18 protein-coding genes are annotated in these 25,200 nt (G+C 70.2%); 9 read left to right on the plus strand and 9 right to left on the minus strand.

Annotated features, from left to right (window positions below; all coding sequences use genetic code 11):
• Nucleotides 1–49: 49 nt before the first annotated feature.
• Nucleotides 50–2,941, minus strand: a complete 2,892-nt coding sequence (gene uvrA, locus EAT49_RS01720) for an excinuclease ABC subunit UvrA (RefSeq protein ID WP_123640548.1) — start codon at nucleotides 2,939–2,941, stop codon at nucleotides 50–52.
• A gap of 102 nt (nucleotides 2,942–3,043) precedes the next feature.
• Entirely contained in the window at nucleotides 3,044–4,162 is a 1,119-nt protein-coding gene (locus EAT49_RS01725; RefSeq protein WP_123640549.1) for an MFS transporter, read from the minus strand.
• 147 nt (nucleotides 4,163–4,309) lie between these two features.
• Here EAT49_RS01725 and EAT49_RS01730 point away from each other — a divergent pair, with 147 nt between their 5' ends.
• From EAT49_RS01730 to EAT49_RS01740, 3 genes are all read left to right on the plus strand, one after another.
• The gene (locus EAT49_RS01730) at nucleotides 4,310–4,669 is read left to right on the plus strand and encodes a DUF6152 family protein (protein WP_123640550.1); all 360 of its coding nucleotides are present in this window, start codon (nucleotides 4,310–4,312) and stop codon (nucleotides 4,667–4,669) included.
• Complete coding sequence (locus EAT49_RS01735; protein ID WP_246003720.1) at nucleotides 4,666–5,097, plus strand: hypothetical protein; 432 nt, start codon at nucleotides 4,666–4,668, stop codon at nucleotides 5,095–5,097. Before EAT49_RS01730 ends, EAT49_RS01735 begins: the two co-directional genes overlap by 4 nt.
• Before the next feature lie 78 nt (nucleotides 5,098–5,175).
• Nucleotides 5,176–8,385: a VWA domain-containing protein gene (locus tag EAT49_RS01740; RefSeq protein WP_123640551.1), complete on the plus strand. Its 3,210-nt coding sequence runs from the start codon at nucleotides 5,176–5,178 to the stop codon at nucleotides 8,383–8,385.
• Nucleotides 8,386–8,564: 179 nt separating this feature from the next.
• Here the strand turns inward: EAT49_RS01740 and lpdA are convergent, their stop codons facing one another.
• From lpdA to EAT49_RS01770, 6 genes are all read right to left on the minus strand, one after another.
• On the minus strand, nucleotides 8,565–9,959 hold the full coding sequence (gene lpdA / locus EAT49_RS01745) for a dihydrolipoyl dehydrogenase (RefSeq protein ID WP_123640552.1): 1,395 nt from the start codon (nucleotides 9,957–9,959) through the stop codon (nucleotides 8,565–8,567).
• Between the two features lie 103 nt (nucleotides 9,960–10,062).
• On the minus strand, nucleotides 10,063–12,024 hold the full coding sequence (locus tag EAT49_RS01750; protein ID WP_185020608.1) for a sensor domain-containing diguanylate cyclase: 1,962 nt from the start codon (nucleotides 12,022–12,024) through the stop codon (nucleotides 10,063–10,065).
• A 117-nt stretch (nucleotides 12,025–12,141) separates the two neighbouring features.
• Complete coding sequence (locus EAT49_RS01755; RefSeq protein ID WP_123640554.1) at nucleotides 12,142–12,714, minus strand: DUF924 family protein; 573 nt, start codon at nucleotides 12,712–12,714, stop codon at nucleotides 12,142–12,144.
• 28 nt (nucleotides 12,715–12,742) lie between these two features.
• The gene (locus EAT49_RS01760) at nucleotides 12,743–14,029 is read right to left on the minus strand and encodes an MFS transporter (RefSeq protein WP_123640555.1); all 1,287 of its coding nucleotides are present in this window, start codon (nucleotides 14,027–14,029) and stop codon (nucleotides 12,743–12,745) included.
• Nucleotides 14,030–14,313: 284 nt separating this feature from the next.
• A complete protein-coding gene (queA, locus tag EAT49_RS01765) occupies nucleotides 14,314–15,369 on the minus strand; it encodes a tRNA preQ1(34) S-adenosylmethionine ribosyltransferase-isomerase QueA (RefSeq protein ID WP_123640556.1) in 1,056 nt (351 codons plus the stop codon).
• Between the two features lie 18 nt (nucleotides 15,370–15,387).
• Nucleotides 15,388–18,735: a YhdP family protein gene (locus EAT49_RS01770; RefSeq protein ID WP_123640557.1), complete on the minus strand. Its 3,348-nt coding sequence runs from the start codon at nucleotides 18,733–18,735 to the stop codon at nucleotides 15,388–15,390.
• Between the two features lie 86 nt (nucleotides 18,736–18,821).
• Between EAT49_RS01770 and bcp the strand changes: the two genes are divergently transcribed.
• The 4 genes from bcp (at nucleotide 18,822) to EAT49_RS01790 (ending at nucleotide 22,201) form a co-directional block, all read left to right on the plus strand.
• Nucleotides 18,822–19,298, plus strand: coding sequence for a thioredoxin-dependent thiol peroxidase (gene bcp / locus EAT49_RS01775; RefSeq protein WP_123640558.1), 477 nt, complete (start codon nucleotides 18,822–18,824; stop codon nucleotides 19,296–19,298).
• A gap of 133 nt (nucleotides 19,299–19,431) precedes the next feature.
• Nucleotides 19,432–20,244, plus strand: coding sequence for a ferritin-like domain-containing protein (locus EAT49_RS01780; protein WP_123640559.1), 813 nt, complete (start codon nucleotides 19,432–19,434; stop codon nucleotides 20,242–20,244).
• A 177-nt stretch (nucleotides 20,245–20,421) separates the two neighbouring features.
• On the plus strand, nucleotides 20,422–21,711 hold the full coding sequence (locus EAT49_RS01785) for a M23 family metallopeptidase (protein ID WP_123640808.1): 1,290 nt from the start codon (nucleotides 20,422–20,424) through the stop codon (nucleotides 21,709–21,711).
• Nucleotides 21,701–22,201, plus strand: a complete 501-nt coding sequence (locus EAT49_RS01790) for a bactofilin family protein (protein ID WP_123640560.1) — start codon at nucleotides 21,701–21,703, stop codon at nucleotides 22,199–22,201. Before EAT49_RS01785 ends, EAT49_RS01790 begins: the two co-directional genes overlap by 11 nt.
• Nucleotides 22,202–22,294: 93 nt before the next feature.
• Here EAT49_RS01790 and EAT49_RS01795 read toward each other — a convergent pair whose 3' ends face one another.
• On the minus strand, nucleotides 22,295–23,092 hold the full coding sequence (locus EAT49_RS01795; RefSeq protein WP_246003721.1) for a DUF2189 domain-containing protein: 798 nt from the start codon (nucleotides 23,090–23,092) through the stop codon (nucleotides 22,295–22,297).
• Nucleotides 23,093–23,308: 216 nt separating this feature from the next.
• On the opposite strand from EAT49_RS01795, the gene EAT49_RS01800 reads away from it, so the two are divergent.
• Nucleotides 23,309–24,205: a PfkB family carbohydrate kinase gene (locus EAT49_RS01800; RefSeq protein ID WP_123640561.1), complete on the plus strand. Its 897-nt coding sequence runs from the start codon at nucleotides 23,309–23,311 to the stop codon at nucleotides 24,203–24,205.
• Nucleotides 24,202–25,128, plus strand: coding sequence for a pseudouridine-5'-phosphate glycosidase (locus tag EAT49_RS01805; RefSeq protein WP_123640562.1), 927 nt, complete (start codon nucleotides 24,202–24,204; stop codon nucleotides 25,126–25,128). Before EAT49_RS01800 ends, EAT49_RS01805 begins: the two co-directional genes overlap by 4 nt.
• The last annotated feature ends 72 nt before the right edge of the window (nucleotides 25,129–25,200 follow it).

The following is a 25,200-nucleotide window of genomic DNA, read 5'->3' on the forward strand; positions in this document are numbered from 1 at the left end:
CCCTCGCCACGCCCGCGAGACTCGCCCGCAAGGGCGAGACGCGCGCGCCCTACTCCGCCGCCACCCGCCCCGTCTTGAGCAGGGGCGCCAGGTACCGGCCGGTATGGCTCTCGGCGACAGTGACCACGTCCTCCGGCGTGCCGGTCGCCACCACGCGCCCGCCACCGTCACCGCCCTCGGGTCCGATGTCGACGATCCAGTCCGCGGTTTTCACCACGTCGAGGTTGTGCTCGATCACCACCACCGTGTTGCCCTGCTCGACGAGCTCGTGCAGCACCTCGAGCAGCTTCTTGACGTCCTCGAAATGCAGCCCCGTCGTGGGCTCGTCGAGGATGTAGAGCGTCCGACCCGTGGACCGCTTCGCCAGCTCCTTCGAGAGCTTCACCCGCTGCGCCTCGCCGCCCGAGAGCGTCGTCGCCTGCTGGCCCACCTTGATGTAGCCGAGGCCCACCCGCATCAGCGCGTCCATCTTCTCGCGGATCGACGGGACCGCCCTGAAGAATTCCTGCGCATCCTCGACCGTCATGTCGAGCACGTCCGCGATGGACTTTCCCTTGAACTTCACCTCCAGCGTCTCGCGGTTGTAGCGCGCGCCGTGGCAGGTCTCGCAGGTGACGTAGACGTCCGGCAGGAAGTGCATCTCGATCTTTATGACGCCGTCGCCCTGGCAGGCCTCGCAGCGCCCGCCCTTCACGTTGAAGCTGAACCGTCCGGGCTTGTAGCCCCGCGCCTTCGACTCCGGCAGGCCCGAGAACCAGTCGCGGATCGGGGTGAAGGCTCCGGTATAGGTCGCCGGGTTCGACCTCGGCGTGCGCCCGATGGGGCGCTGGTCGATGTCGATGACCTTGTCGAGATGCTCGAGACCCTTGATCGTCTCGCAGGGCGCCGGCACCTGCCGCGCCCCGTTGAGCCGCATCGACGCCGTCTTGAACAGCGTCTCGATGGTCAGCGTGGACTTGCCCCCGCCCGACACGCCCGTCACGCAGACGAACCTGCCCAGCGGGAAATCCACCGTCACGTCCTGCAGGTTGTTGCCCGAGGCCTTGACCACCGTGATCTTCTTCTTCGATCCCTTGCGGCGGGTCGCGGGCACCGCGATCTCGCGCCGCCCGGCAAGGTAGTCGCCGGTCACGCTGTCAGGGTTCGCGGCGATCTCCGCGGGCGTACCGTGGGCCACCACCTGCCCGCCATGCACCCCCGCCCCGGGTCCGATGTCGAAGACGTAATCCGCCTCGCGGATCGCCTCCTCGTCATGCTCCACCACGATCACCGTGTTGCCCTGGTCGCGCAGGTTCTTCAGCGTGGTCAGCAGACGGTCGTTGTCGCGCTGGTGCAGCCCGATGGAAGGCTCGTCCAGAACGTAAAGCACGCCCGTCAGCCCCGACCCGATCTGGCTCGCCAGCCGGATTCGCTGGCTCTCGCCGCCCGAGAGCGTGCCGGCGTTGCGGCTCAGCGTGAGGTAATCGAGGCCCACGTTGTTGAGAAACCCCAGCCGTTCCCGGATCTCCTTCAGGATCGCACGGGCGATCTCGTTCTTCTGCCTTGTCAGGCTGTCGGGCACCTTGCCGCACCAGTCGAAGGCCTCGCGGATCGACATCTGCACGACCTCGCCCACATGCATACCGCCCGGATGCTCGCTTCTGGCGGGACCGATCTTCACGGCCAGCGCCTCTTCGCGCAGCCGGTAGCCGCCACAGGTCCCGCAGGGCCGGTTGTTCTGATACCGCTCGAACTCCTCGCGGATCCACGCGCTGTCCGTCTCGCGGTAGCGCCGCTCCATGTTGGGGATCACGCCTTCGAAGACGCGGCTGACCTGGTAGACGCGGCCGCCCTCGTCATAGCGGAACCGGATCTCCTCCTCTCCCGAGCCGTAAAGGAAGATCTGCTGGATATGCGGCAGGAGATCCCGCCAGGGCGTCTTGGGATCGAAGTCGTAATGCTTCGCGATGGCCTCGATCGTCTGCAGAAAATACGGGCTCTTGCCCTTCCGCCACGGTGCTATGGCCCCGTTCTCCAGCGACAGCGCTGCGTCCGGCACCATCAGCGCCGGATCGAAATACAGCTCCTGCCCCAGCCCGTCGCAGGCCGGGCAGGCGCCGAAGGGTGCGTTGAACGAGAACAGCCGCGGCTCGATCTCGGGAATGGTGAAGCCCGACACCGGGCAGGCGAACTTCTCGGAGAAGGTGATCCGCTCCGGTTCGGCGCCTTCCTCCTCCCGCGGCGCGGTCTCGAGGATGCAGATGCCGTCCGCGAGGTCGAGCGCCGTCCTGAGCGAGTCCGCCAGCCGCGTCTCCAGACCCTCGCGCACCACGATCCGGTCCACCACGACGTCGATATCGTGTCGAAACTTCTTGTCGAGCGCCGGCGGATCGTCGAGGTCGTGGAACGCCCCGTCCACCTTGACCCGCTGGAAGCCCTGCTTCTTCAGCTCCGCGAATTCCTTGCGATACTCGCCCTTGCGGTCCCGCACGATCGGCGCCAGCAGGTATCCGCGCGTGCCCTCCTCCATGCCCATGATCCGGTCGACCATGTCCTGCACCTGCTGCGCCTCGATGGGCAGGCCGGTGGCCGGCGAATAGGGCGTGCCCACCCGCGCGAACAGAAGCCGCAGGTAGTCGTAGATCTCCGTCACCGTGCCCACGGTGGAGCGCGGGTTCTTCGACGTCGTCTTCTGCTCGATGGAGATCGCCGGGCTCAGCCCCGAGATGTGGTCCACGTCGGGCTTTTCCATCATGTCGAGGAACTGCCGCGCATAGGCCGACAGCGATTCGACATAGCGGCGCTGACCCTCGGCATAGATCGTGTCGAAGGCGAGGCTGGACTTGCCCGACCCCGAAAGCCCGGTGACGACGACCAGCTGATCGCGCGGGATATCGACGTCGATGCCCTTGAGATTGTGCTCGCGCGCGCCGCGGACTTCGATGTACTTGAGCTCGGCCATGCCGCCCTCCTGTTCGGGACCGCCGTGACTTAGTGCATCGCTCCGCGCTCGGCCACCACGCAGGCGGAACGTTACGGGAACATTAACGCGATATCCAGCGCCTCACGCGATCTTTCGGTGGATAAGCCAGACCACGCCCAGCCCGAGGGCGGAGAGCACCGCGGCCACCGCCACCGGACCGGTCAGCCCGGCGCCCAGAGTGGCCGCCATCAACGGGACGCTCACGCCCGTTCCGACGTTGCCGAGCTGGGCCATGGCTCCGTTTGCCCGCGCCCGGTCCGCCCGGCTCTGGTTGAGCGCCGGCACGGCGGCGAAGGCGCCCCCGGGAACGATCCCGATCACCACGATGAGACAGAGCGCGACCGCGCCTCGCGCCTCCTCCGGCACCGCCAGCAGAACCGCCAGGCCCAGCAGCGACAGGGCGAACCCGGTCATCATCACCGCCCGGGGCGCGATCCGGCGCGCGGCGAGGCCCGCGCCGAAGGTCCCCACCAGCGCGACGAGGGGCAGGAGCGGCGCGGTCCAGCCCCCGACGAATCCGGGCAGGAAGGTCAGCAGCCCCAGAAACAGCGCCGTGTGCCAGAAAAACCCCAGCGCCGGCGCCACGAGTCTCGGCGCCCGGTAGATCTCCAGATGCCGGGCCACGAAGGCCATGCGGTCCTGTGCCACCGGCGGCGAGGGCGGCAGCCGCCGCCACAGCGGCAGCGCCAGCGCCACGAGCGCCACCGCGTGGAGCACGAAGCCCGCGCTCGGGTCTGGCAGGACGCCTACGACGACCGCCCAGAGCGCGAATCCGAGACTGAAGAACGTGCCCCAGAGACCCATGGCGACGGGCTCGTCCCGCGGACTGGCGGCCATCGCCATGGCGGTGGGGGCCGCGACGACGATCCCAAGGTGCGCGACACCCTCGAGGAGCCGCAGCGCCAGCAGCACCGGAAACGGCGGCAGCAGCGCCTGCGCCAGGGATGCGACCGCCCCCAGCGCCATCGCCCCGATCAGCGCCCGGGACAGGCCCAGCCGCGCCACGATCACGCCCGCCGTGACACCGAACACGATCCCCGTGATGCTCAGCGCCGATACTGCCAGCGGCAGCGGCGCCCCCGGGTAGCTCCGGCCCAGGGCCTCGAGCGCGAGAGCCACCTTGGCGAACTGTCCCGCCGCCAGCAGGCCGAGCGCCCACAGCAGTCCGATCAGCAGCCAGTCGGTCTTGTCCCTGTCCATCCCCCGCCCCTAGCGCTGTCCCGCGCGCACCGCCATCCCCCCAGGTCCGGCGGCACGAAGCCCCCGGATCCTCACGAAACCGTGACGTTACCGGAACGGGCCCCTCCATGGCAGGTTTGGCAAAGGCAATCCAACCGGAGACAGCTCATGATACGCTTCGCCCTCGCAACGATCCTCGCTCTTGCCACCGCTCTTCCGGCCCTGGCTCATCATGGCTGGCGGTGGACCGAAGGCGGCCAGTTCGAGCTGACCGGCCGCGTCACCGAGGCGCAACTCGGCAATCCGCATGGCGTCCTCACCATGCAGGTCGACGACGAGACCTGGACTGTCGAAGTCGGCCAGCCCTGGCGCAACGACCGCGCGGGACTCACCGACGAGATGCTCGCCCCCGGCGCCGAGCTGGTCATCATCGGCGAACGCTCGGCGGACCCGGCCGATCAGCGGATGAAGGCTGAGGCCGTCGTGATCGACGGCGAGACCTATCCTCTTTATCCCGAACGGCTGTGACGGGGCTGGCCGAGGCGCTCGAGGCCACTGCCCTCGCTCAGCACCTGAAGGCCTCGCGCTGGACCTATCCGCTGGTCAATGCGGGGCATATCTTCGGTCTCGCGCTGCTGGTGGGCGCGGTCGTACCGATGGACGTGGCACTGCTGCGCGGTCGCCGCGACATCGGGCGGCTCCGCGTCTGGGCCGCCGGAGGTCTTGTCCTGGCGCTCCTCTTCGGCGTCGCCCTCTTCGCGACCCAGGCGACCGACTACATCGGCAACACCGCCTTTCGGATCAAGATGGGGCTGCTCGCGGCGGCGCTGATCAATCTCGCGCTGCATGCGCGGCTCTCTCGCCTCGGTATCGCCCGAATGCGCGCCGCCGCGCTGCTCTCGCTCCTGCTCTGGCCCGCGATTCTGCTCTCCGGACGTCTGATCGCCTACGTCTGACCCGGGTCGGACGGCGAAAAATTGCCAAATGCCCTTCGGGCATGCAACTTTCGTCCCAGCGAATCTCCGGAGTCAGTCATGCGCGCCTTGTTCCTGCTTCTCGTCCTTCTGCTCACGCCGCTCTCCCTCGCCGCGCAACAGCGGCCGAACACGATCCTCGTGATGGACGGCTCGGGCTCGATGTGGGGCCAGATCGACGGGGTCAACAAGATCGTCATCGCCCGCGAGGTTGTGTCCGATGTCTTGGGCGACTTTCCCGCCGATCAGAACCTCGGCCTGACGGTCTACGGCCACCGGACCCGCGGCGACTGCACGGACATCGAGACGGTGATCGCGCCGGCTACAGGGACCGCCGGGCAGATCGTCGAGGTGGTCAACGGCCTGAACCCCCGCGGCAGCACGCCGATGACCGATGCGATCATCGCCGCCGCCGAGGCCCTGCGCTTCACCGAGGAGAAGGCCACCGTGGTGCTCGTCTCCGACGGGATCGAGACCTGCAACCCGGACCCCTGCTCGGCCATGCGCGCGCTCGAGGAGGCCGGCATCGACTTCACCGCCCATGTCATCGGCTTCGATGTGGGATCGGACCCCGAGGCACTGGCCCAGATGCAGTGCATTGCCGAGGAGACCGGCGGCACCTTCACCACCGCCGCCAACGCCAGCGAGCTGACCGAGGCGCTTGCCGTGGTGGTGGAGCCCGAGCCGGTCTCCGTCACGGGCACCTTCACCGCCCGGTTCGACACGGGCGAGACCATCGCCGATCCGGTGTTCTGGACGGTCACTTCCGCCGACGGCACGACCCTGACCGACGAGGGCGCCGGCAATCCCTTCACCCTGCCCGGGATGGCCGAAGGCAGCTACAACGTGGAGGCCTTCTGGACCGTCGGCGAAATGTCCCGCGAGACCTCCGTTTCCGTCACGGGCCCCGGTGACGTGACGGCCGCGGTCGTGTTCCCCGCCCCGCCGCAGATGACAGACGTGACCTTCACCGCCCGCATCGGCAGCGCCGACGGTCCCGTGATCACGGACCCGGTGTTGTGGGAGATCACCCCCGCCGGCGACGGGACGGAGATCGACCCCGCAAACCCCGCCACGGTCTCGCTCGAACGCGGCGCCTATACCGTGACGGGCTACTGGACCGTGGCGGAAACCGAACAGAGCCAGGATTTCGTCCTCGTGGACGAACCGCGCGAGATCGTTCTCGTCTTCGAGGAACCCCTGCCCCAGGCCACCGTCGTCGCCCCCGCATCCGCGCCCATGGGCGCCACCGTCGAGGTCGGCTGGACCGGTCCGGCGGAGGACAACGACTACATCGCGGTCTCGCGCCCCGACGAGGACGGATACGTCAACTTCACCTATGTGCAGGAGGGCAATCCCCTCGACCTGCTCATGCCCTCCGAGCCCGGCAGCTACGAGGTCCGCTACCATCGCCGCGACGGCCGCGTCGTGCTCGCCAGTTCGCCCATCGAGGTCACTCCGGTGACCGCACAGCTCGTCCTCCGGCCCGAGGCCATGGCCGGCGAGACGATCCAGGTCGGCTGGGACGGACCGGATTACGACAACGATTACATCGGCGTGTCGATCCCGGGTGAGGACGGCTACATCAACTTCACCTATACCGGCGAGGGCAATCCTGTGGACCTGCTCATGCCCCCCGACCCCGGCGAGTACGAGGTTCGCTACTTCATGCGCCAGGACCGGGTCGTGCTCGCCACCGCGCCGGTCAGCGTGAGCGTCGTCAAGGCCGAGATCACCGCTCCCGAGCAGGCTACCGCCGGAAGCACGATCGAGGTCGGCTGGACCGGGCCCGACTACGACAACGACTACATCGGCGTGTCGATCCCGGGCGAGGACGGCTACATCAACTTCACCTACACGCGCGAGGGCAGCCCCCTCGACCTCCTGATGCCGACCGAGCCCGGAACCTACGAGCTGCGCTACTTCCTGCGGCAGGACCGCAGCGTGCTCGCTGTGCGCAGCATCGAGGTGGTCGAGGTGGGCGCGCAGCTCACCGCGCCGGAGCAGGCCACGGCCGGCGAGACGATCGAGGTCGGCTGGACCGGACCAGATTACGACAACGACTACATCGGCGTCTCCATCCCGGGCGAGGACGGCTACGTCAACTTCAGCTATACCCAGTCGGGCAATCCGCTCGACCTGGTCATGCCCACCGAACCCGGCAGCTATGAACTGCGCTACTTCCTGCGGCAGGACCGCAGCGTGCTCGCCAGCCGTCCCATCGAGGTGGTCGCGGTCGGCGCGGACCTCGTGGCGCCGGAGTCGTCGACCGCCGGAAGCACCATCCAGGTCGGCTGGACCGGGCCGGACTACGATAATGACTACATCGGCGTCTCCATCCCGGGCGAGGACGGCTACGTCAACTTCAGCTACACCCGTTCGGGCAATCCGCTCGACCTGGTCATGCCCACCGAACCCGGCAGCTATGAATTGCGCTACTTCCTGCGCCAGGATCGCAGCGTGCTCGCCAGCCGCCCCATCGAGGTGGTCGCGGTGGGCGCCGACCTGGTCGCTCCGACCGAGGCGGTTGCGGGCGAGACCATCCAGGTCGGCTGGACCGGACCCGACTACGACAACGACTACATCGGCGTCTCCATCCCCGGCGACGGTGGCTATGTCGAGTTCACCTATACGAGCGCAGGCAATCCGCTGAACCTCCTGATGCCGTCGGAGCCCGGCAGCTACGAGCTGCGCTACTTCCTGCGGCAGGACCGCAGCGTGCTTGCGACCGCGCCAATCACCGTGAACCCCGTGAAGGCGGAGCTGACGGCGCCTGAGCGGGCCGCGATCGGCGAAAGAGTGCAGGTGGACTGGACCGGACCGGATTACGACAACGACTACATCGGCGTCTCGGTGCCCGGCGAGGACGGCTACGAGACCTTCACCTATACCCGGGAAGGCAATCCGCTGGAGATCGTCATGCCGCCGGAGCCCGGCAGCTACGAGCTGCGGTACTTCATGCGGCAGGACCGCAAGGTCCTGGCCGTGCGCGCCATCGAGGTGGACGACGTCGCCGTCACCCTCGTGGCCCCCGACAGCGGCCCTGCCGGCGGCACCCTGCTCGTGGGCCATGACGGCCCGGACTACGACCGGGATTACATCGGCGTGGCCGTGCCCGGCAGCGACGGCTACGAGACCTACCGCTACACCCGTGAAGGCAATCCTCTGGAGGTGCCCCTGCCCGATGCGCCGGGCACCTACGAGCTGCGCTATTTCATGGATGCCTCACCCGACACGGTTCTCGGCACCCGGACCATCACCGTGGAGTGAGGTGTTTCGCCCCGGCTGCGCCGGGGCGATCCGCCGGGCGCGCGTGCCGCGCGCCCGGCGGGGCATCCCGCAGGCGGCGCGTCCCGGACAGGGGGCGCTCCCGAAGGGAGTATTTCCGGCCAGATGAACGAGGCGCGCGCGCCCGGACCCCGGGCCGGGGCGCGGCCAGGGCGTGCAGCTCAGAAGTGGATGGCCCGGCCGTAGGCGTCGAGCACGCTTTCGTGCATCATCTCGCTCAGCGTCGGATGCGGGAAGACCGTCGCCATCAGGTCCTCCTCCGTGGTCTCGAGCTGGCGGCCGACGACATAGCCCTGGATCAGCTCGGTCACCTCCGCGCCGACCATGTGGGCGCCGAGAAGCTCGCCGGTGGCCTTGTCGAAGATCGTCTTGACCATGCCCTCGGGCTCTCCCAGCGCGATCGCCTTGCCGTTGCCGATGAAGGGGAAGCGGCCCACGTTGATCTCGTAGCCCTTCTCCTTCGCCTGAGCCTCGGTCAGGCCGACGCTCGCCACCTGCGGATGGCAGTAGGTGCAGCCCGCGATGGACCCGGGCTTGATCGGATGCACGTCGTTGCGGCCCGCGATCAGCTCGGCCACCATCACCCCCTCGTGGCTGGCCTTGTGCGCAAGCCAGGGCGCGCCGGCGAGATCGCCGATGGCGTAGACGCCCTCCACCCCGGTGCGACAGTATTCGTCGGTCACCACATGGCTGCGATCCACCGTGACGCCGGCCTCCTCGAGGCCCAGCCCCTCCACGTTTCCGACGATGCCGACGGCGGAGATCACGCTGTCGAACTCCCGCGTCTCGACCTTGCCGCCGGACTCGATATGGGCGGTGACCTTGCCCTTGCCGCGGTCGAGCTTCTTGACGATGGCTTTCTGCAGGATCGTCATCCCCTGCTTCTCGAACTGCTTGCGGGCGAAGGCGGAGATCTCCTCGTCCTCCACGGGCAGGATCCGGTCCATCACCTCCACCACTGTGGTGTCGGCGCCGAGCGTGTTGAAGAAACTGGCGAACTCGATGCCGATGGCGCCCGAGCCGATGACGAGCAGCTTCTTCGGCATGCGCGGCGGCTGCAGCGCGTGCTTGTAGGTCCAGACGAGATCGCCGTCCGCCTCGAGCCCCGGCAGCTCCCGCGCCCGGGCGCCGGTGGCCAGGACGATGGCGGGCGCGGTCAGCTCCTCTTCGCCCGTGTCGGTGGTGACGGTGACGCGGCCCTTTCCGGCGAGGCGCGCGTCCCCCATCACCGTCGTGACCTTGTTCTTCTTGAACAGATGCCCGATGCCGCCCGAGAGCTGCTTGGCCACGCCGCGGGAGCGTTTCACCACGGCGTCGAGATCGTAGCCGATCCCCTCGGCCGACAGGCCGAAATCCTTCGCCCGGTGCATCAGGTGATACACCTCGGCCGAGCGCAGCATCGCCTTCGTGGGGATACAGCCCCAGTTGAGACAGATGCCGCCCAGGTGCTCGCGCTCGATACAGGCGACGTTCAGACCGAGCTGCGCGCCCCGTATCGCCGCGACGTAGCCGCCGGGTCCGGCGCCGATGACGATCATGTCGAAGTTCCTGGCCATCTTGTCCTCCGCTCGGGCACTTCACGAGAGGCTAGACGATCCTGCCGCCGCCCGCCACCGGCCTGCGGGGAAAGGCCGCCCCCCGGTCCCTGCATGGCGGCGGTCAGGTCCCTCCGCCCGGGCGCGGGCCGCGCGAGGGCAGCGGGTCTGCGCCGAGGGAGCGCGGCGCGGCAGGCGGAGCGGGCGATGCCGCGGCCCGGGCCTCGGGGATCTGCGGAGGCGCCAGGGCGCTGTCGCGCGGCGGGACCGGGCCGCGGAGAAAGGCAGGCGGCGCGGACGGACGGGGCCGCTCCGGCCCCTCCGACGGCGGATCGCGTCCGGACCGCGGCGCCGCCATGCCGCCCCGCTCCGGCAGCGGAACCGGCCCGGCGGAGGCGAGCTCGGTCGGGCGGGGTGGCGGATCGGCGAGCGCATCGCCCGCATCCTCCGGCAACGGACCCGCGGACGGCAGGCCCCGGGCGGGCGCGTCGTCGGACACGCCCGTCCCCATGGCGGGCGCGGGTTCATGCCAGGGCTCTGGCCGCGCGGGGCGCCGCGGCGGGGCCGCGTCCGGGGCGCCGTCATGACCCGCGACCCGGTTCCGCCCTTCCTGCTTCGCACGGTAGAGCGCCTCGTCCGCCCGCTTGATCAGCGCCTCCGGCTTCGCGGCCGACACAGGATATTCCGCCACGCCGGCGGAGATCGTCACCTGCGGCAGGACCCCGTCCGCGTAGCGCACGCCCATCGCCGCCACGGCCTCGCAGAGCCGGAGCGCCACGGCATGGGTCTGCGCGAGGGTCCGTCCCGGCAGCAGCACGGCGAATTCCTCGCCGCCCACGCGGCAGCAGATCTCGCCATGGACCAGCACCTCGAGCGTGACGGCGGCGAGGGCGCGGAGCACCGCGTCACCCGCGTCATGACCGTGGTTGTCGTTGAAATCCTTGAACCTGTCGGCATCGAAAGAGATCAGTCCAAGGGGTGTCCCGCGACGGTCGGCGATCGACATTTCCCGGCGCATCGCATCCATGAAATGTCGACGGTTGTAGATGCCGGTCAGCGGATCGCGGATCGACTGGTCGTGCAGCTCGTCACGCAGGCGGACGTTGGCGATCGCCATGGAGATGTGTTCGGCGCACTGGCGGGTGAAGCGCATCTTGTCGGCGAGTGCCTGCCCCGTCCACACCCCGGGGTCGAAGCGGACATGCATGAGGCCCACCGTGTCCCCGTGTGCGACGACCGGCACACAGACATACTGGTCGGGATAGTCGGCATCGGGCGCAGGATCGACATGACCGCAGACGAAACAGATGCCCTGCGGGTCGTATTCATAGGCCCTGCCCCGGCGCAAGGCCCAGCAGCTGTCGGGCGCGATATCGGAATGCAGCGATCCGGTGGCCCAGCTGCCGACGCCGTCGAGCACGTCGCGGCTGCCGGAGAAGGTGTAGAGCTCGCCCTCGGTGCCGGTCATGACCCGCCCCATGAAGCGCGTGACGATCATGTAGAGCTCGTCCAGTGTCTTGCAGCTTTGCAGCCACTCGTCGAGCGTCGACAGCTGGCTCTGTTCCGTCTGGCGGGCGCGTTCATGGGCCAGCACCCGGCTCGCCCGTTCCTCGACCGCCTGCATCTCCTCCTGGGCCGCGACGAGATCGCGCGCCGCGCGGCGGGCGTCGGTGACGTCCGACAGGCTCACCACATAGCCGCCGGACTGGGTCGGCCGGGCGCTGGCCCGCACCACGCGCCGGTCGGGCAGGTTGAAGTCGAGCGTATAGGGCAGACGGTCGGCGATCCGCTCGCCGGCCGTCGCCTCGGCCTCGGGGTCGATGGCGACGCCAAGGTCGTGCAGCCGCGCGCGGAAGGCCTCCCTTGACATGCCGGGGCCGAGATCGCCCGTCTCCAGCCCCAGCACGTCGAAGACCCGGGCGTTGTGCAGGTCGCAGAGGCCCGCCGCGGACCAGACCACGATCCCCTGCTCCATGACGTCCATGATCTCGCTGGCGATGCCCAGGGCCTCGGGCACGACTGCCTCGTCGACCGGAGCCATGGCCCAGTCCTCGCGCCACTGCTCGGTGCCCTGCTTGATGCTCACCGGCCCTTCTTTCGCCCATGCCCCGGCATCACGCATAGACGAGCCGCCTTGCCGCAGCCTTAACGCTGTCGGCCCGGACCCGGGGGATTTGGCTCGAATGCGGGCGTTCCGCCCCGTTCAGGCGGCGGCGTCCATCTCCCGCACCACCGCCCCGTAGGCGCCCGCCTCCATGAAGGCGCGCTCGGCATCGGTGGTGACCCGCCCCAGCGCCTCGTTGCGGAAGGGGAACCGCCCGAACCGGCGGATCACCTCGCGATGCGCCCGCGCATGAAGCAGCGCCGGGGCATTGTCGGGCACGCGCAGCTGCATCAGCCGCACGCAGCGGTCCTGGTCCGGCAGGGTCTCCGAATGCATGAGCGGCATATAGAGAAAGTAGCGTTCGCTCTGGCTCAGCCGCGCGTCGAGCCTCCGCAGGAGCGCGGATTTCGCCGCGGCCCGCGCCTTCGGATCGGTCTCGAAGGAGCGGGGCGAGCCGCGGTGCATGTTGCGCGGAAACTGGTCCGTCACGATCACGTAGGCCAGCGTCGCCCTCGGGCTCGCGAGCCAGCGCGTCAGCCCGCCGGAGGCGGCCGTCTCCCAGAGCGCGCCGAAACGCCGGGTGATCTCCGCGTCCCGCGTCTCGGAGACGGAGAACCACTCCTCGGGCGTCATGTCCTCGTACCAGAAGTCGAGGATGTCCTGGGGCGTCATGGCGATGTCTCCTCCGCGCGGCCGGCGGTCAGCCGGATCTGGTGTCCCCGGCCCGCTCCGCGATCTCGGCGAGCTCGGTGTCGGCCTCGATATAGACCTCCTGCGCCAATTCCACCGCAACCGGCGACGCATTCGCGAGGACGGGCCGATAGGGCACAGTCGCGCCAGGGTCGCTGAGGGTCGGACGACGCGTCATCCGGTAGAGGCCGTAGCCCGCCAGAGCAGTCATCAGCACCCCGATGAAGAGCCAGTAGCCGTAGGGGCCGATCGCGCCCATCAGCCAGCCCACCGCAACGGGCCCCGCGACCGCCCCGAGTCCGTTGATGAAGACGAAGCCCGCCGAGGCCGCGGCCATGTCCTCGCGCTCCAGATAGTCGTTCGCATAGGCGATGAGCAGCGCATAGAGCGGGTTCGAGGCCCCGCCGATCAGCGCCGCCGCGACAACGAGCACCCAGAAGTCCGGGGGAAGCAGGACACCGATGAGGCCGCCCACCCCGCCCACCAGCGCGATCCCGACGATCAGGAGCCGCCGGTCGAGCCGGTCCGAGAGCCAGCCGATCGGATACTGGGCCACCAGCGCCGCGATGTAGAAGGCCGAGACGAACACCGAGATCTGCGCAAGGCTCAGCCCGACCTGCGTCGCATAGACCGCGGCCATGCCGAACTGCGCCGAAAAGACCGCCCCGAGCAGGATCATGCCGATCGCCGCCAGCGGCGAGGCCTCCACGAGCTTGCGCAGCTTCAGCGGCTTCGTCGCCTCGAAGGCCGGTGTCGGCGACACCGACAGCAGGATCGGCGCAAAGGCCAGCGACACCAGCACCGAGGGAATGATGAACAGCACGAACCCGCCCGCGTCTCCCAGCAGCAGCAGGTACTGCGCCGAGACGATCCCGCCCATCTGCACGATCATGTAGAGCGACAGGGCCTGCCCGCGGGTCTCGTTGGTGGCCGCGTTGTTGAGCCAGCTTTCGGCGGTGACATAGACCCCCGAGAAGCAGAAGCCGATGATGATGCGCCCCGCGATCCAGGCCCAGGGGTCCACCAGCGTGGGATACAGGACCAGGATCGCCGAGATCGCCGAACCGAGCGCGGCGAAGACCCGCACATGACCCACCCGGCGGATCAGCCCCGGTGCCAGTTGCGAGCCGCCGAGAAAGCCCACGAAATAGGCCGACATCACCAGCGACATCTCGAAGGTGCCGAACCCCTCGATATCGCCGCGCACGCCGAGAAGCGTGCCCTGAAGACCGTTGCCCACCATAAGCATGAAGAGCCCCAGCAGCAGCGGCCAGGCCGATCCGAGAACCGAAATCATCTGTCGTCGTCCCTTCCGGCGTCCCCCGAGTCCGGACCCCATGCCGCGTCGCCCCGCCGGGGGTCGCACCTTTGCGCGACATCACCATGTCGCCGCCGGACCGCGGCCCTACCGCCGGACCCCCGCCCGGTCAATGGCACCCGCGCCCCGACCCCGGTCACCCTCAACCGCAGGGCGGGGTTCCACCCCGCCACCCGGCCCCCACCACGCATCCACCCGACGGCGCGTCCGACAAGACGCCCCGCCCCCATGGCCTTGGCCAAGGTCCGCCTGCCCCGTCCCCCTCATCCCTTCGGCAACAGGAGCGACGCGTCTCCGTAGGAAAAGAACCGGTACCTCTCCGCCACCGCATGGGCATAGATCGCCCGGATCCGCTCCACGCCCATCAGGGCCGAGACCAGCATCATCAGCGTCGACTTCGGCAGGTGGAAATTCGTCATCAGCCCGTCCGCCACCCGGAACTCGAACCCCGGGGTGATGAAGATGTCCGTATCCCCCCGGAACGGCCTGACCCCGCCCCGACCGTCCGCCGCGCTCTCGATGAGCCGCAGCGCGGTGGTGCCCACAGGCAGCACCCGCCCGCCCGCGGCCCTCGTCGCGGTGATCTCGGCGGCGGCGGATTCGCTGACCTCGCCCCATTCGGCGTGCATCCGGTGCAGGGAGACATCGTCCACCTTGACCGGCAGGAAGGTCCCCGCCCCCACATGCAGCGTCACATGGGTGAACGCGACGCCCCTCCGCTCCAGCGCCTCGAGAAGCGGCGCGTCGAAATGCAGCGACGCGGTCGGCGCCGCCACGGCGCCGGGCCGGCTTGCCCAGACCGTCTGGTAATCCTCCTTGTCCGCCTCGTCCGGCGCGCGCAGCGCCGCGATGTAGGGCGGCAGCGGCATCGCCCCGGCCTCGGCGAGGGCCCGGTCGAAATCCTCGCCCGCGCAGTTGAACCGCAAGAGACCCTGCCCGTCGCGCCGCCCCTCGAGACGGGCCGCAAGGTCCGGCGAGAACACCACCTCCTCGCCCTCCCTCAGCTTCCTCAGCGGCTTGACGAGCGCCGTCCACAGCCCGTCCGGCTGCGGCTCCAGCAACGTCACCTCGATCCGGGCGGCGCTCTCCCCGGCCTCCCCGGTCCTGCGTCTTTCCCCGGTCAGCCGCGCCGGGATCACCCTCGTGTCGTTCAGGATCAGCCGGTCGCCGGGGCGAAGGATCTCCACGAGATCCCGCACGAGTCGATCCTCGATCCCGTCCCCTTCAGCCAGCAGCAGCCGCGCCGAGGACCGCGGCCGCGCCGGGCGCGTGGCGATCAGCGCCTCCGGAAGATCGAAATCGAACTCGCTCAGCTTCATGAGGCCCCCCGTCCGGCGCTACTGACCCACCTGCGGAGGCGGGCGGCGGAATATCTCCCGGAACATGCCCGGCGTCAGCACCGAAAGCGGGTTCACCTGCACCTGCGGCCGCCCCACCGTGCCGCCAAGCCGGAAGTTGAAGCCGATCAGCCCCTCGCCGGGCCGCGTCAGCACCGCGCCGAGTCCGTTCAGCAGGTAGAGTGGCGAGACCACGCCCTGGAAATCCATCACCTGGCTCGCCATTTCGTAGGTGCCGTCGAGCGAGACGCCGAGCGACGGGCCAACCGCGCTCGCCGCGGTCACCACGATGGCCTCGGGCGACATGCGGAACTGCGCATCGACCTCCGAAAAGGCCAGACCCTGCCCGTCGAGCTGCTGCAGGAGGCCCACGACGCTCACCGCGTTAAGAAGCGCCGCCATCGCGGGCGCGTCGCGCACCCGCAGATCCGTCATCCGCAGCGAGCCGTTGAATGTGCCCTCGCCACCCGCGGGCTGCAGGATCAACTCCATCCCGCCCCCCGAGGCATTGGGCAGAAGCTCCGCCGCCCGCAGCACCGCGCCCCCGTCCTGGGAGGTCAGCCGCACGCCGGTGCGCCCCTGCCACGGGACCAGACTGCCCTGGATTTCCGGACCGTCGTTGACCAGCGCGGTAAAGGTCCCGCCAAGCCCGCCCTCGGACCGGAAGGCGCCCACGAACTCCGTCAGCGCCACGGTGTCGGTGATCTGCAGCCGGTCGAGCCGGATCGACAGCGGCCCTCCCGCGCCGGTTTCCGCGTCGCCGGTGCCGAACCTCGCACGGCGCAGATCGAGACGCCCGCCCGGCATGTCCACCGCCACCGGCCTGCCCTCGCCCCGGCTGCGCAGGGTCACCGGCGCGTCAAGCCAGCTTCCCACCGTCAACCGGTCGAATCGCGCCGCCTGAAACGTGCCTCCGGGTCCCAGATCGATCCGCCCCCGCGCCTCCAGCCCGCCCGCCGAGAGCGACAGCCGGTCGATCCTCGGATCGCGGCCCAGCGTGCCCGCGATCTCGAAGGCCCCGGTATCTCCGGCAGGCTTGTTCCAGCCGATCCACGGCAGCGACAGGCGCACCCCCTGAAGCGTGGAGATCAGCGAGAAGTCCGGCGCCCGGCCTTCGGGCATCCTCATGGTCAGGCGCCCCTCGGCCTGCCCCGTCACCACGCCTGCGGGCAAGGCGATGCCGAAGCTGTCGAGGGTCGCGGCAGAGAGCGCGACCCCTGCCTCCACGATGCCGGGGGCGCCGCGGGTGAAGGCCTTGCGGTAGGCCCCCTCCACCGGGACGCCGTCGACCTCGGCCCGGCCGGCGATCTCCAGCCCGTCGGGCGTCGCCGCGAGATCGAGCCGCGCCGCGGTCAGCCGGCGGTCGGGGATCAGGCCGTCGGCGTCCACGCCCGCGAGCTCCGCCGCCATGACATAGCTCACCGCTTCGGGGCTGAGGTCCTCGACCAGCGGCATGAAGAGCCGGCCCGAGACCTTCGCCGTCCCCTCCGCCACGTCGGTGTCGAGACCCGACCGTTGTATCAGCCGCAGCGGCGGCTGGTCGAGCACCGACAGGAGGGCCGGGATCGGGCCCGCCGCCTCCAGCCCGAATTCCACCGGCGCACCGGGGAGACCCATCACGGGGATCACCATGGTCGAACCTGCCAGATCGAGCGTGCCGCCCTCGGGCGCCACGACCCTGCCCTTGTCGAGCGACACCGCGAAACTGCGTCCGACGATCTCGACGAAGCCGTCCACCCCCTCGAGCACGGGCATCCGGGGCAGGAACCGCACCTCCGCTCCGGCGAGGGTGAAATCGGTTGCCAGAAGCAGGTCCGACCCCGGCTCGGCCCGCAGCGCCACGGTGGCGTCGCGCATCTCGCCCGAGAGGATGTTGGCCTCGAGCCACGACCGCACGCCGGGCCTCCAGCCCTCGGGCCAGAGGCTCAGCGCCTGCCGCAGGCCGATACCGTCCGCCGACCCGTCCACAGCGACGTGCCAGCCCTGCGGCCCGGTCCAGACCCGCGCCCCGCCGAGGATCTCCGTCCCCGACCGGACCGCTTCCGGCATGCCCGGAGCCGACGCCAGCGTGACCTGCGCCACGTCGTCCCCCGGCGCGGCCAGCAGCGCCCGCGCGCCCGCCACCGTGAGCCGGAAGGGCCGCAGCTCGAGCCTGATATCCGCGCTCGCCCCGGTGACCTCCAGCGGCGCGCCGTAGAGCGCCCCGGGATTGGCCGACGCCCGCGCCACCTCGAACTGCCCGAGGATCTCCTCCGGCAACCCCTGTTCCATGTCCCCGAGATAGGCCCGGCCTCTCGCCTCCAGATGGCCCGCCGCCCCCTCGACCTCGATCAGGTCGAAGCGGACCACGCCGTCGTGCGGATCATAGGCAAGATAGGTGCGCGCGGCGTCGAACGGCACGGGACGGGCCGACGCCGTGGGCCTCAGCGCCCCGGACCCCAGCGCCAGCGAGGCGTCGAAGTCGCTCAGGGCGCCGGCGTCGTCCAGCTTCGCGCGCAGGTTCGCCGTCAGCGGCGCGTCGAGGACCGCAAGCCAGCTCAGGGCGGCCGCCTGGCTGGCCAGGTCGGCGGCCATGGCCCGCTCCACGGTCAGCGACAGCTCCGCCGCCTCCAGCCCCCGCGGCGACACGTAGCGCGCAGAAAGTGCCGTCGGTTCGGCCAGTCCCGACATCACCGACAGGTCCGCCGCGATCTCCAGGTCCGCGCGGCCGAAGGTGACGGCGAGATTGCCGCCGTCCACCGTCCAGCTCCGGCCCGCCCGCGCATCGACGTAATTGAGCACCAGCCCCTCGGCCCGGATCTCCTCGAGCGCTTCGAGCTCCGCCCGCGCGGTGGCCCGGTCGAGGGCTCCCAGAAGACCCGCGAGGTCGGGCGCATCCTCCGCGTCCGGAACGCCGAAGGCCACCGCCAGCCGCCCGTCCTCGTCCCGGCTCAGGTCGACCACGGCGCCCGCAACCTCGATCCGCTGCACCAGGAGCGTGCGCCGGAAAAGCACGCCGCGCGGCGAGATCAGGGCATCGACCTTCGGAATGCGCGCCACGTCCGTGCCGTCCGCATCCCTCAGGACCGCATCCGACAGCCGCACGCGCGGATGAAAGTCGCGCCCCAGCGTCACCGCGATATGCCCGACACTCAGCTCTCCGCCGGTCAGGGCCGCGGCGCGGGCCTCCACCTCCTCGACGACCCAGCTCGGCGCGGAGATGTCGCGCCCGAAGAGCACCAGCGCGGCCACGACGGCGAAAACAACTGGCAGCGCCAGCGCCGCGGCCCCCGCGCGCGCGAGGCGCCGCGCCCGCCGCCCCGTCCCGCGCCTGCGCCCCGCCTGCCCTGGCTCGTCCGCCCCGCTCATCCGCTCCCGTTCCGTCCGCGCTTTATTCTGCTGTGCCGCGGCCTAGAACGAAAGCGGGACGAGGTCCAACCACGGAGACGAGAGACATGTCGGACACGATGATCATCGAAGCGGGCGCCGAGGCTCCCCCCTTCACCCTGCCCCGCGACGGCGGCGGCGAGATCGGCCTCGCCGATCTGCGCGGCAGGCCCGTCGTCCTCTACTTCTACCCCAAGGACGACACCCCGGGCTGCACCAGGGAGGCCCTGGGCTTCACGGAACATGCCGACGCCTTTGCCGAGGCGGGCGCGGTGGTTCTGGGTGTCTCCAAGGACTCCGTGTCGAAGCACGACAGGTTCCGCGACAAGCACGGGCTGAAGGTCGCCCTCCTGTCGGACGAACACGGAGACGTCTGCGAGCGCTACGGCGTCTGGAAGGAAAAGAGCATGTACGGCAAGACCTACATGGGCATCGAGCGCGCGACCTTCCTGATCGACGGAGACGGCAGGATCGCCCGCGCCTGGCGCAAGGTCTCCGTGCCCGGCCATGTCGAGGAGGTGCTCGAGGCCGTCAAGGCGCTCTGAGCCGGGGGCACCGGACCGGCCCCGCCGGTCCGGTCCACGCATGTCACGCGCGGCTCGGCCCCCTTGCGCACACTGGACGAGGACCGGCACGGGGGTGCATGAGGCGGGCAGACCGGCCACGACGGAGATCGCGATGCCCCGGACCCTCGCCGACATGGCCACCGAGGTGCTCACCACCGCCGACGGCCGCGCCAAGACCGCGCTCTCCCGCCGCCATGCGGCCGCCTGGACGGCCTCCCGCGCCGCAGGCACGCCGCTTATCGTCGGCGAGGCCACCCCGCCGCTGCGCCCGTCTCGCCCGGAAAAGCCCGATCTCCTGCCGCCCCGAGACGTCCCCCGCCGCAAGCCCGGTTCCGAGGCCGGCCGTCTCGCCATGCTTCACGCGGTGGCCCATATCGAGCTCAATGCCGTGGACCTGCACTGGGACATGGTCGCCCGCTTCTCCCGAATCCCTTTCCCGCCGGGCTTCTTCGACGACTGGGTGCGCGCCGCGGACGAGGAGTCGAAGCACTTCACCCTGCTCTGCGACTGCCTCGAGGCCCGCGGCAGCCACTACGGCGCGCTGCCCGCCCATGCCGGCATGTGGCGCGCTGCCGAGGATACGGCGGGCGACATCCTCGCGCGCCTCGCCGTCGTGCCCATGGTGCTCGAGGCCCGCGGCCTCGACGTGACGCCCGGCATGATCGACCTCTTCCGGCGCGCCGGGGACGAGGATGTCGTCTCCGCGCTCGAGATCATCTACGCCGAGGAAGTCCATCATGTCGCCTACGGCGCCAAGTGGTTCAACTTCCTCTGCGGCCGCGATGACCTCGATCCGACCGAGACCTTTCACGCCCTTGTCCGGCGCTATTTCCCCGGCGGCACGAAACCGCCCTTCAACGAGGAGAAGCGCGCAGAAGCCGGGATGCCGCCGGATTTCTACTGGCCGCTTTCCGACGCGCCTTAAGGCCCGGTTTCGGCAAGATTTCGCCCATGGCGCCACAGTCCCGCCCGCGGGGGCCCCCTGCGGCGGCGCAAGGCTTGCGACATGGGGGACCCCCGTCTAGACCCGACCTGCGCGGGTGGGGGCAGGCTGTCCGTGCGAGGAGTAGGGACAGGAATTGAGACCTTGAGATCTCGAATGATGCAGGGAGTGCATTCCGCGCTCGAACGCCGGTTTCCGGAAAAGCGGCTCTTCATCCGGTCGGATACCGAAACCCGTTTCATCCGCCTGAAATCGGAGACGCAGGCCGTGGCCTGGCTCGGGGCGACGCTGGTGGTCGGATGGACGATCGTCGCCACCGCCGTGCTGCTGATGGACAGCATCGGGGCCGGCAGCTATCGCGCCCAGGCGCTTCGCGACCAGATGATCTACGAGGATCGGCTCAACGCGCTCTCCGCCGAACGGGACGCCCGCGCCGAAGAGGCGCTGGCCGCGCAGCAGCGCTTCGCCACCACCCTCGATCAGGTCAGCGTCATGCAGACCGAACTCCTCGAGGCCGAGACCCGCGCCCACGAACTGCGCACCGGCATCGACGTGATGCAGACCAAGCTGATGGAGATGCGCCGCGAGCGGGATGCCGCACGGGGCGAGGCCGTTCTCCTCGCCGCCCGGCTCGAAGAGGGCGGCACCGGACTTCCGGGCGACGACATGACCGGCATGCTCGATCTCGTCGCCGCCGCCCTGTCCGAAACCGCCGAGGCCCGCGACACGATCGCCGCCGACGCGGCGGAGGCCCTGGAACTCGCCGCCGAGGCCGAACTGGAGCTCCGCCTCCTGCGCGACAAGAACGACGAGATCTTCCGCCAGCTCGAAGAGGCCATGACCATCTCGGTGGAACCGCTCGACCGCATGTTCCGCGAGGCCGGGCTGAACCCCGACACCCTGCTCACGGCCGTGCGCCGCGGCTATTCCGGCACCGGCGGTCCGCTGACCCCGCTCAGCTTCTCCACCCGCGGCGCGCCCGATGCGGACGCGGCCCGCGCCAACGAGATCCTCGACGGACTCGACCGCATCAACCTCTACCGCATCGCGGCCGAACGCGCGCCCTTCGCCATGCCGGTGCGCGACAGCTTCCGCTACACCTCGGGCTTCGGGATGCGCTGGGGCAGGATGCACAACGGAACCGATTTCGCGGCCCCCATCGGCACGCCGATCTACGCCACCGCCGACGGGGTCGTCATCGAGGCCGGCTGGGCCTCGGGCTACGGCCGCCTCATCAAGATCCAGCACGAGTTCGGCATCGAGACGCGCTATGCCCATCTCAACCAGATTCGCGTCAGCGTGGGCGAAAGGGTCTCGCGCGGACAGCGGATCGGTGATATGGGCAACTCCGGACGGTCGACCGGCCCTCATCTCCACTACGAAGTGCGTGTCGGCGGTCGGCCTGTGAACCCCATGATCTATATACGGGCCGGACAGGATGTTTTCTAAGAGCAAGATCAACGAGCCGGGCCCCAAGGCCGGCGAGACCACCGCATCGGACCAGGGTAAGCCCGCCGTGCCGGCCTCCTCGGACTACAAGCCCACCGCCCCCAAGGCAAAACCCCCCGCCTCGATCCTGTCGGCCGACCTCACCGTGACCGGCAATCTCAAGACATCGGGCGACATCCAGATCGAGGGCCAGGTCGACGGCGACATCCGCGCGCATCTCCTGACCATCGGCGAGGGCGCCACCGTGCGCGGCGAATGCATCGCCGACGACGTGGTGATCAACGGCCGCATCGTTGGCCGGGTCCGCGGCCTAAAGGTCCGCCTGACCTCCACCGCGCGGGTCGAGGGCGACATCATCCACAAGACCATCGCCATCGAGTCCGGCGCCCATTTCGAGGGATCGGTCCAGCGCCAGGACGATCCGCTCTCCACGAGCGGCAGTGCAAAGCCGAAGGCGCCCCAGCCGGCCGCCTCCCAGGACAAGTCGTGATCCTCTGACCCGCGCCTCCGGGCGCGCCGATCGGGCCCCGCCTCGGCGGGGCCTTCCTGCGTTTCGGGGTCCCGCGGGCCGGCTGCCGCGGCCTCAGGACGGAACCGGGGTGGCCAGCGCCCTGCGATAGAGATGCCAGGTCGCATGGCCGAAGACCGGCAGCACGACCACGAGGCCCAGGAACCAGGGCAGCAGCGCCAGCAGCGTCGCCAGCGCGATCAGCGCGGCCCAGGCGCCCAGCACCACGGCATTCGCCTTCACGGTCTGCACGCTCAGGATCATCGCCGTGACGAAATCCACCTCCCTGTCCAGCAGCAGCGGCAGGCTGACCACGGTCAGGGAGAAGAGCAGGAACGCCAGCACCCCGCCCACGGCCACCTCCACCGCGATCATCGCAAGCCCCCGCGGCGTCAGGAACGCCTCCCAGCTCTCGCTGACGTTGGTCATCACCGACAGCCCCATGAAGAGCGCGAAGATCATGTGCGCGAGAAAGGTCCAGAACAGGAAATAGATCACGATGATCGCGCCCATCCAGGGGATCTGCCGCCCGCGTTCGGCCCAGACCACACCGAGGACCCCGCCCCAGTCGAGCCGCTCCCCCGCCTCCAGCCGCCGCGACACCTCGTAGAGCCCGACCGCCGCGAAGGGCGCGGCCAGCGGAAATCCCAGCGACGTCGCCAGCGTCCAGGTCACATGCCCTGCGCCGAGCCAGACCATCAGGAACCCGCCCAGCACATAGACCGCCGAGAAGAAGACGCCGAAGGCCGGCGCGGCGCGGAAATCCGCCACCCCCCGCGCCAGGCAGTCCCTCAGGTCCGCCAGGGTCACCCGCCGGACCTCGGGCCGCGGCGAGGCCGGCGGCGGAACGGCACCCGTCATCGCATCGCTCATCACCCGCTCCTCCCCCGCGCCAAGCCTCGCCATCCTGCCGCCACCCGTCAAGCACCCCCGCCACCCCTGCAGCTCCGCCCCCGGCTGTCTTTTCTGGCCGGGGAGACGCCCGGGACGGGCGACGGGGGCAGAGCCTCCGGATCGCCGCGCGCCAGCGCGGCGACACCCCCTCCCGGGGGCGATTGACGCCCCCCGCGCGGCGCGGCAAGAGGCGCCATGACCCGCTCCGCCCCCGACATCCTCTGCATCGGCTCCGTGCTCTGGGACGTGATCGGCCGCTCGCCCGCCTCCATGCGGATCGGCTCCGACGTCCCTGGCCGCATCGTCCGCCTGCCTGGCGGCGTCGCGCTCAACGTGGCGATGACCCTGGCCCGACTCGGCCTGAGCCCCGCGCTCCTCTCGGTCCTCGGCCGCGACGCGGCGGGGGACGAGCTCATGCAGGAGGCCGGCGCGCTCGGCATCGAGACCGGCTTCATCTACCGCTCCGATGACCTGCCGACCGACGCCTACATGGCGATCGAGGGGGCGGGCGGCCTCGTGGCCGCCATTGCCGACGCCCATTCGCTCGAGCGGGCCGGGGCCCGCATCCTCGCGCCGCTCTCGGACGGCCGCCTCGGCACGCCCGAGGCCCCCTGGGCGGGGCCGGTTGTCCTCGACGGCAACCTCACGGAGGCGCTCCTGCGCGAGATCGCGGCCTCTCCGCTCTTCGCCCGCGCGGACCTGCGCGTGGCCCCCGCTTCCCCGGGCAAGGCCACGCGGCTCCAGGCGCTCATGGGCCATCCCTCGGCCACGCTCTACGTCAACCTCGAAGAGGCCGGCTCTCTCGCCCTGACCCCCTTCGACACCGCCGCAGAGGCCGCCCGGGCGCTTGTCGCGCGCGGCGTCGCGCGGGTCCTCGTGACCGACGGCGGCCGCCCGGCGGCCCTCGCCACGCCGGGGCTCTGCCTCGAGCGGACCCCGCCCGAGGTGCTCGTCGCACGCGTCACCGGCGCGGGCGACACCTTCATGGCCGCCCATGTCGTCGCCGACCTGGCGGGCGCGGACCCGGCCGCCTCCCTCGAGGCCGCCCTCCTCGCCGCCGCCGCCCATGTCTCCGGAGACCGCGATCCATGACCCTGCCCCTCACGCCCAGCCCCGAGGTCGCCCGCGCCCTGGCGGAGGGCGCGCCGCTCGTGGCGCTCGAAAGCACGATCATCACCCACGGAATGCCCTGGCCGCAGAACCTCGAGACCGCCCGCGCCGCCGAGGACGCGGTCCGCGCCGCGGGTGCCGTGCCCGCGACCATGGCGGTGATCGAGGGCCGCATCCGGGTCGGTCTCGACGCCGAGACGCTGGAAGGCTTCGCCCGCTCGACGGACGTGGCCAAGCTCAGCCGCGCCGACTTCGCCGCCTGCCTCGCCCGCGGCGGCAGCGGCGCGACCACCGTCTCCGCCACGATGATCGCGGCCCGTGCGGCGGGCATCGCCGTCTTCGCCACGGGGGGCATCGGCGGGGTCCACCGGGGCGCGGAGACGAGCTTCGACATCTCCGCCGACCTTCAGGAACTGGCGCAGACCCCGGTGACCGTGGTGGCCGCCGGCGCCAAGGCCATCCTCGACCTGCCCAAGACCTACGAGGTGCTGGAAACGCTCGGCGTGCCGGTGATCGCCTACCGCTCGGACCGTCTGCCCGCCTTCTGGTCCCGCGACAGCGGCCTTCCCGCGCCGCTGCGGATGGACGACCCGGCGGAGATCGCTCGCGCCCATGCGATGCGCGCCACGCTCGGCCTGCCCGGCGGGCAGCTCGTGACGAACCCGATCCCCGAGGCCGACGAGATCCCCTCAGACGACCTCGCGCCCGCGATCACCATGGCCCTCGCCGAGGCAGAAGCGCGGGGCATCGCCGCCAAGGCCGTGACCCCCTTCCTGCTCGACCGCATCTTCCACATGACGGACGGGCGGTCGCTGACCGCCAACATCGCCCTGGTGCTGAACAATGCGCGCCTCGCCGCGGCGATCGCCCGGGAATTGGGCGCGTCTTCCGCGGCGGAGCCATAATCGGCGCCCGCGCCGTTGTGCCGGCCCCGACCCCGTCATAGATACCCCGAAACGAGCTGCATGTGATGCCCC

Source organism: Histidinibacterium lentulum, assembly GCF_003789055.1.
GTDB lineage: Bacteria > Pseudomonadota > Alphaproteobacteria > Rhodobacterales > Rhodobacteraceae > Oceanicola > Oceanicola lentulus.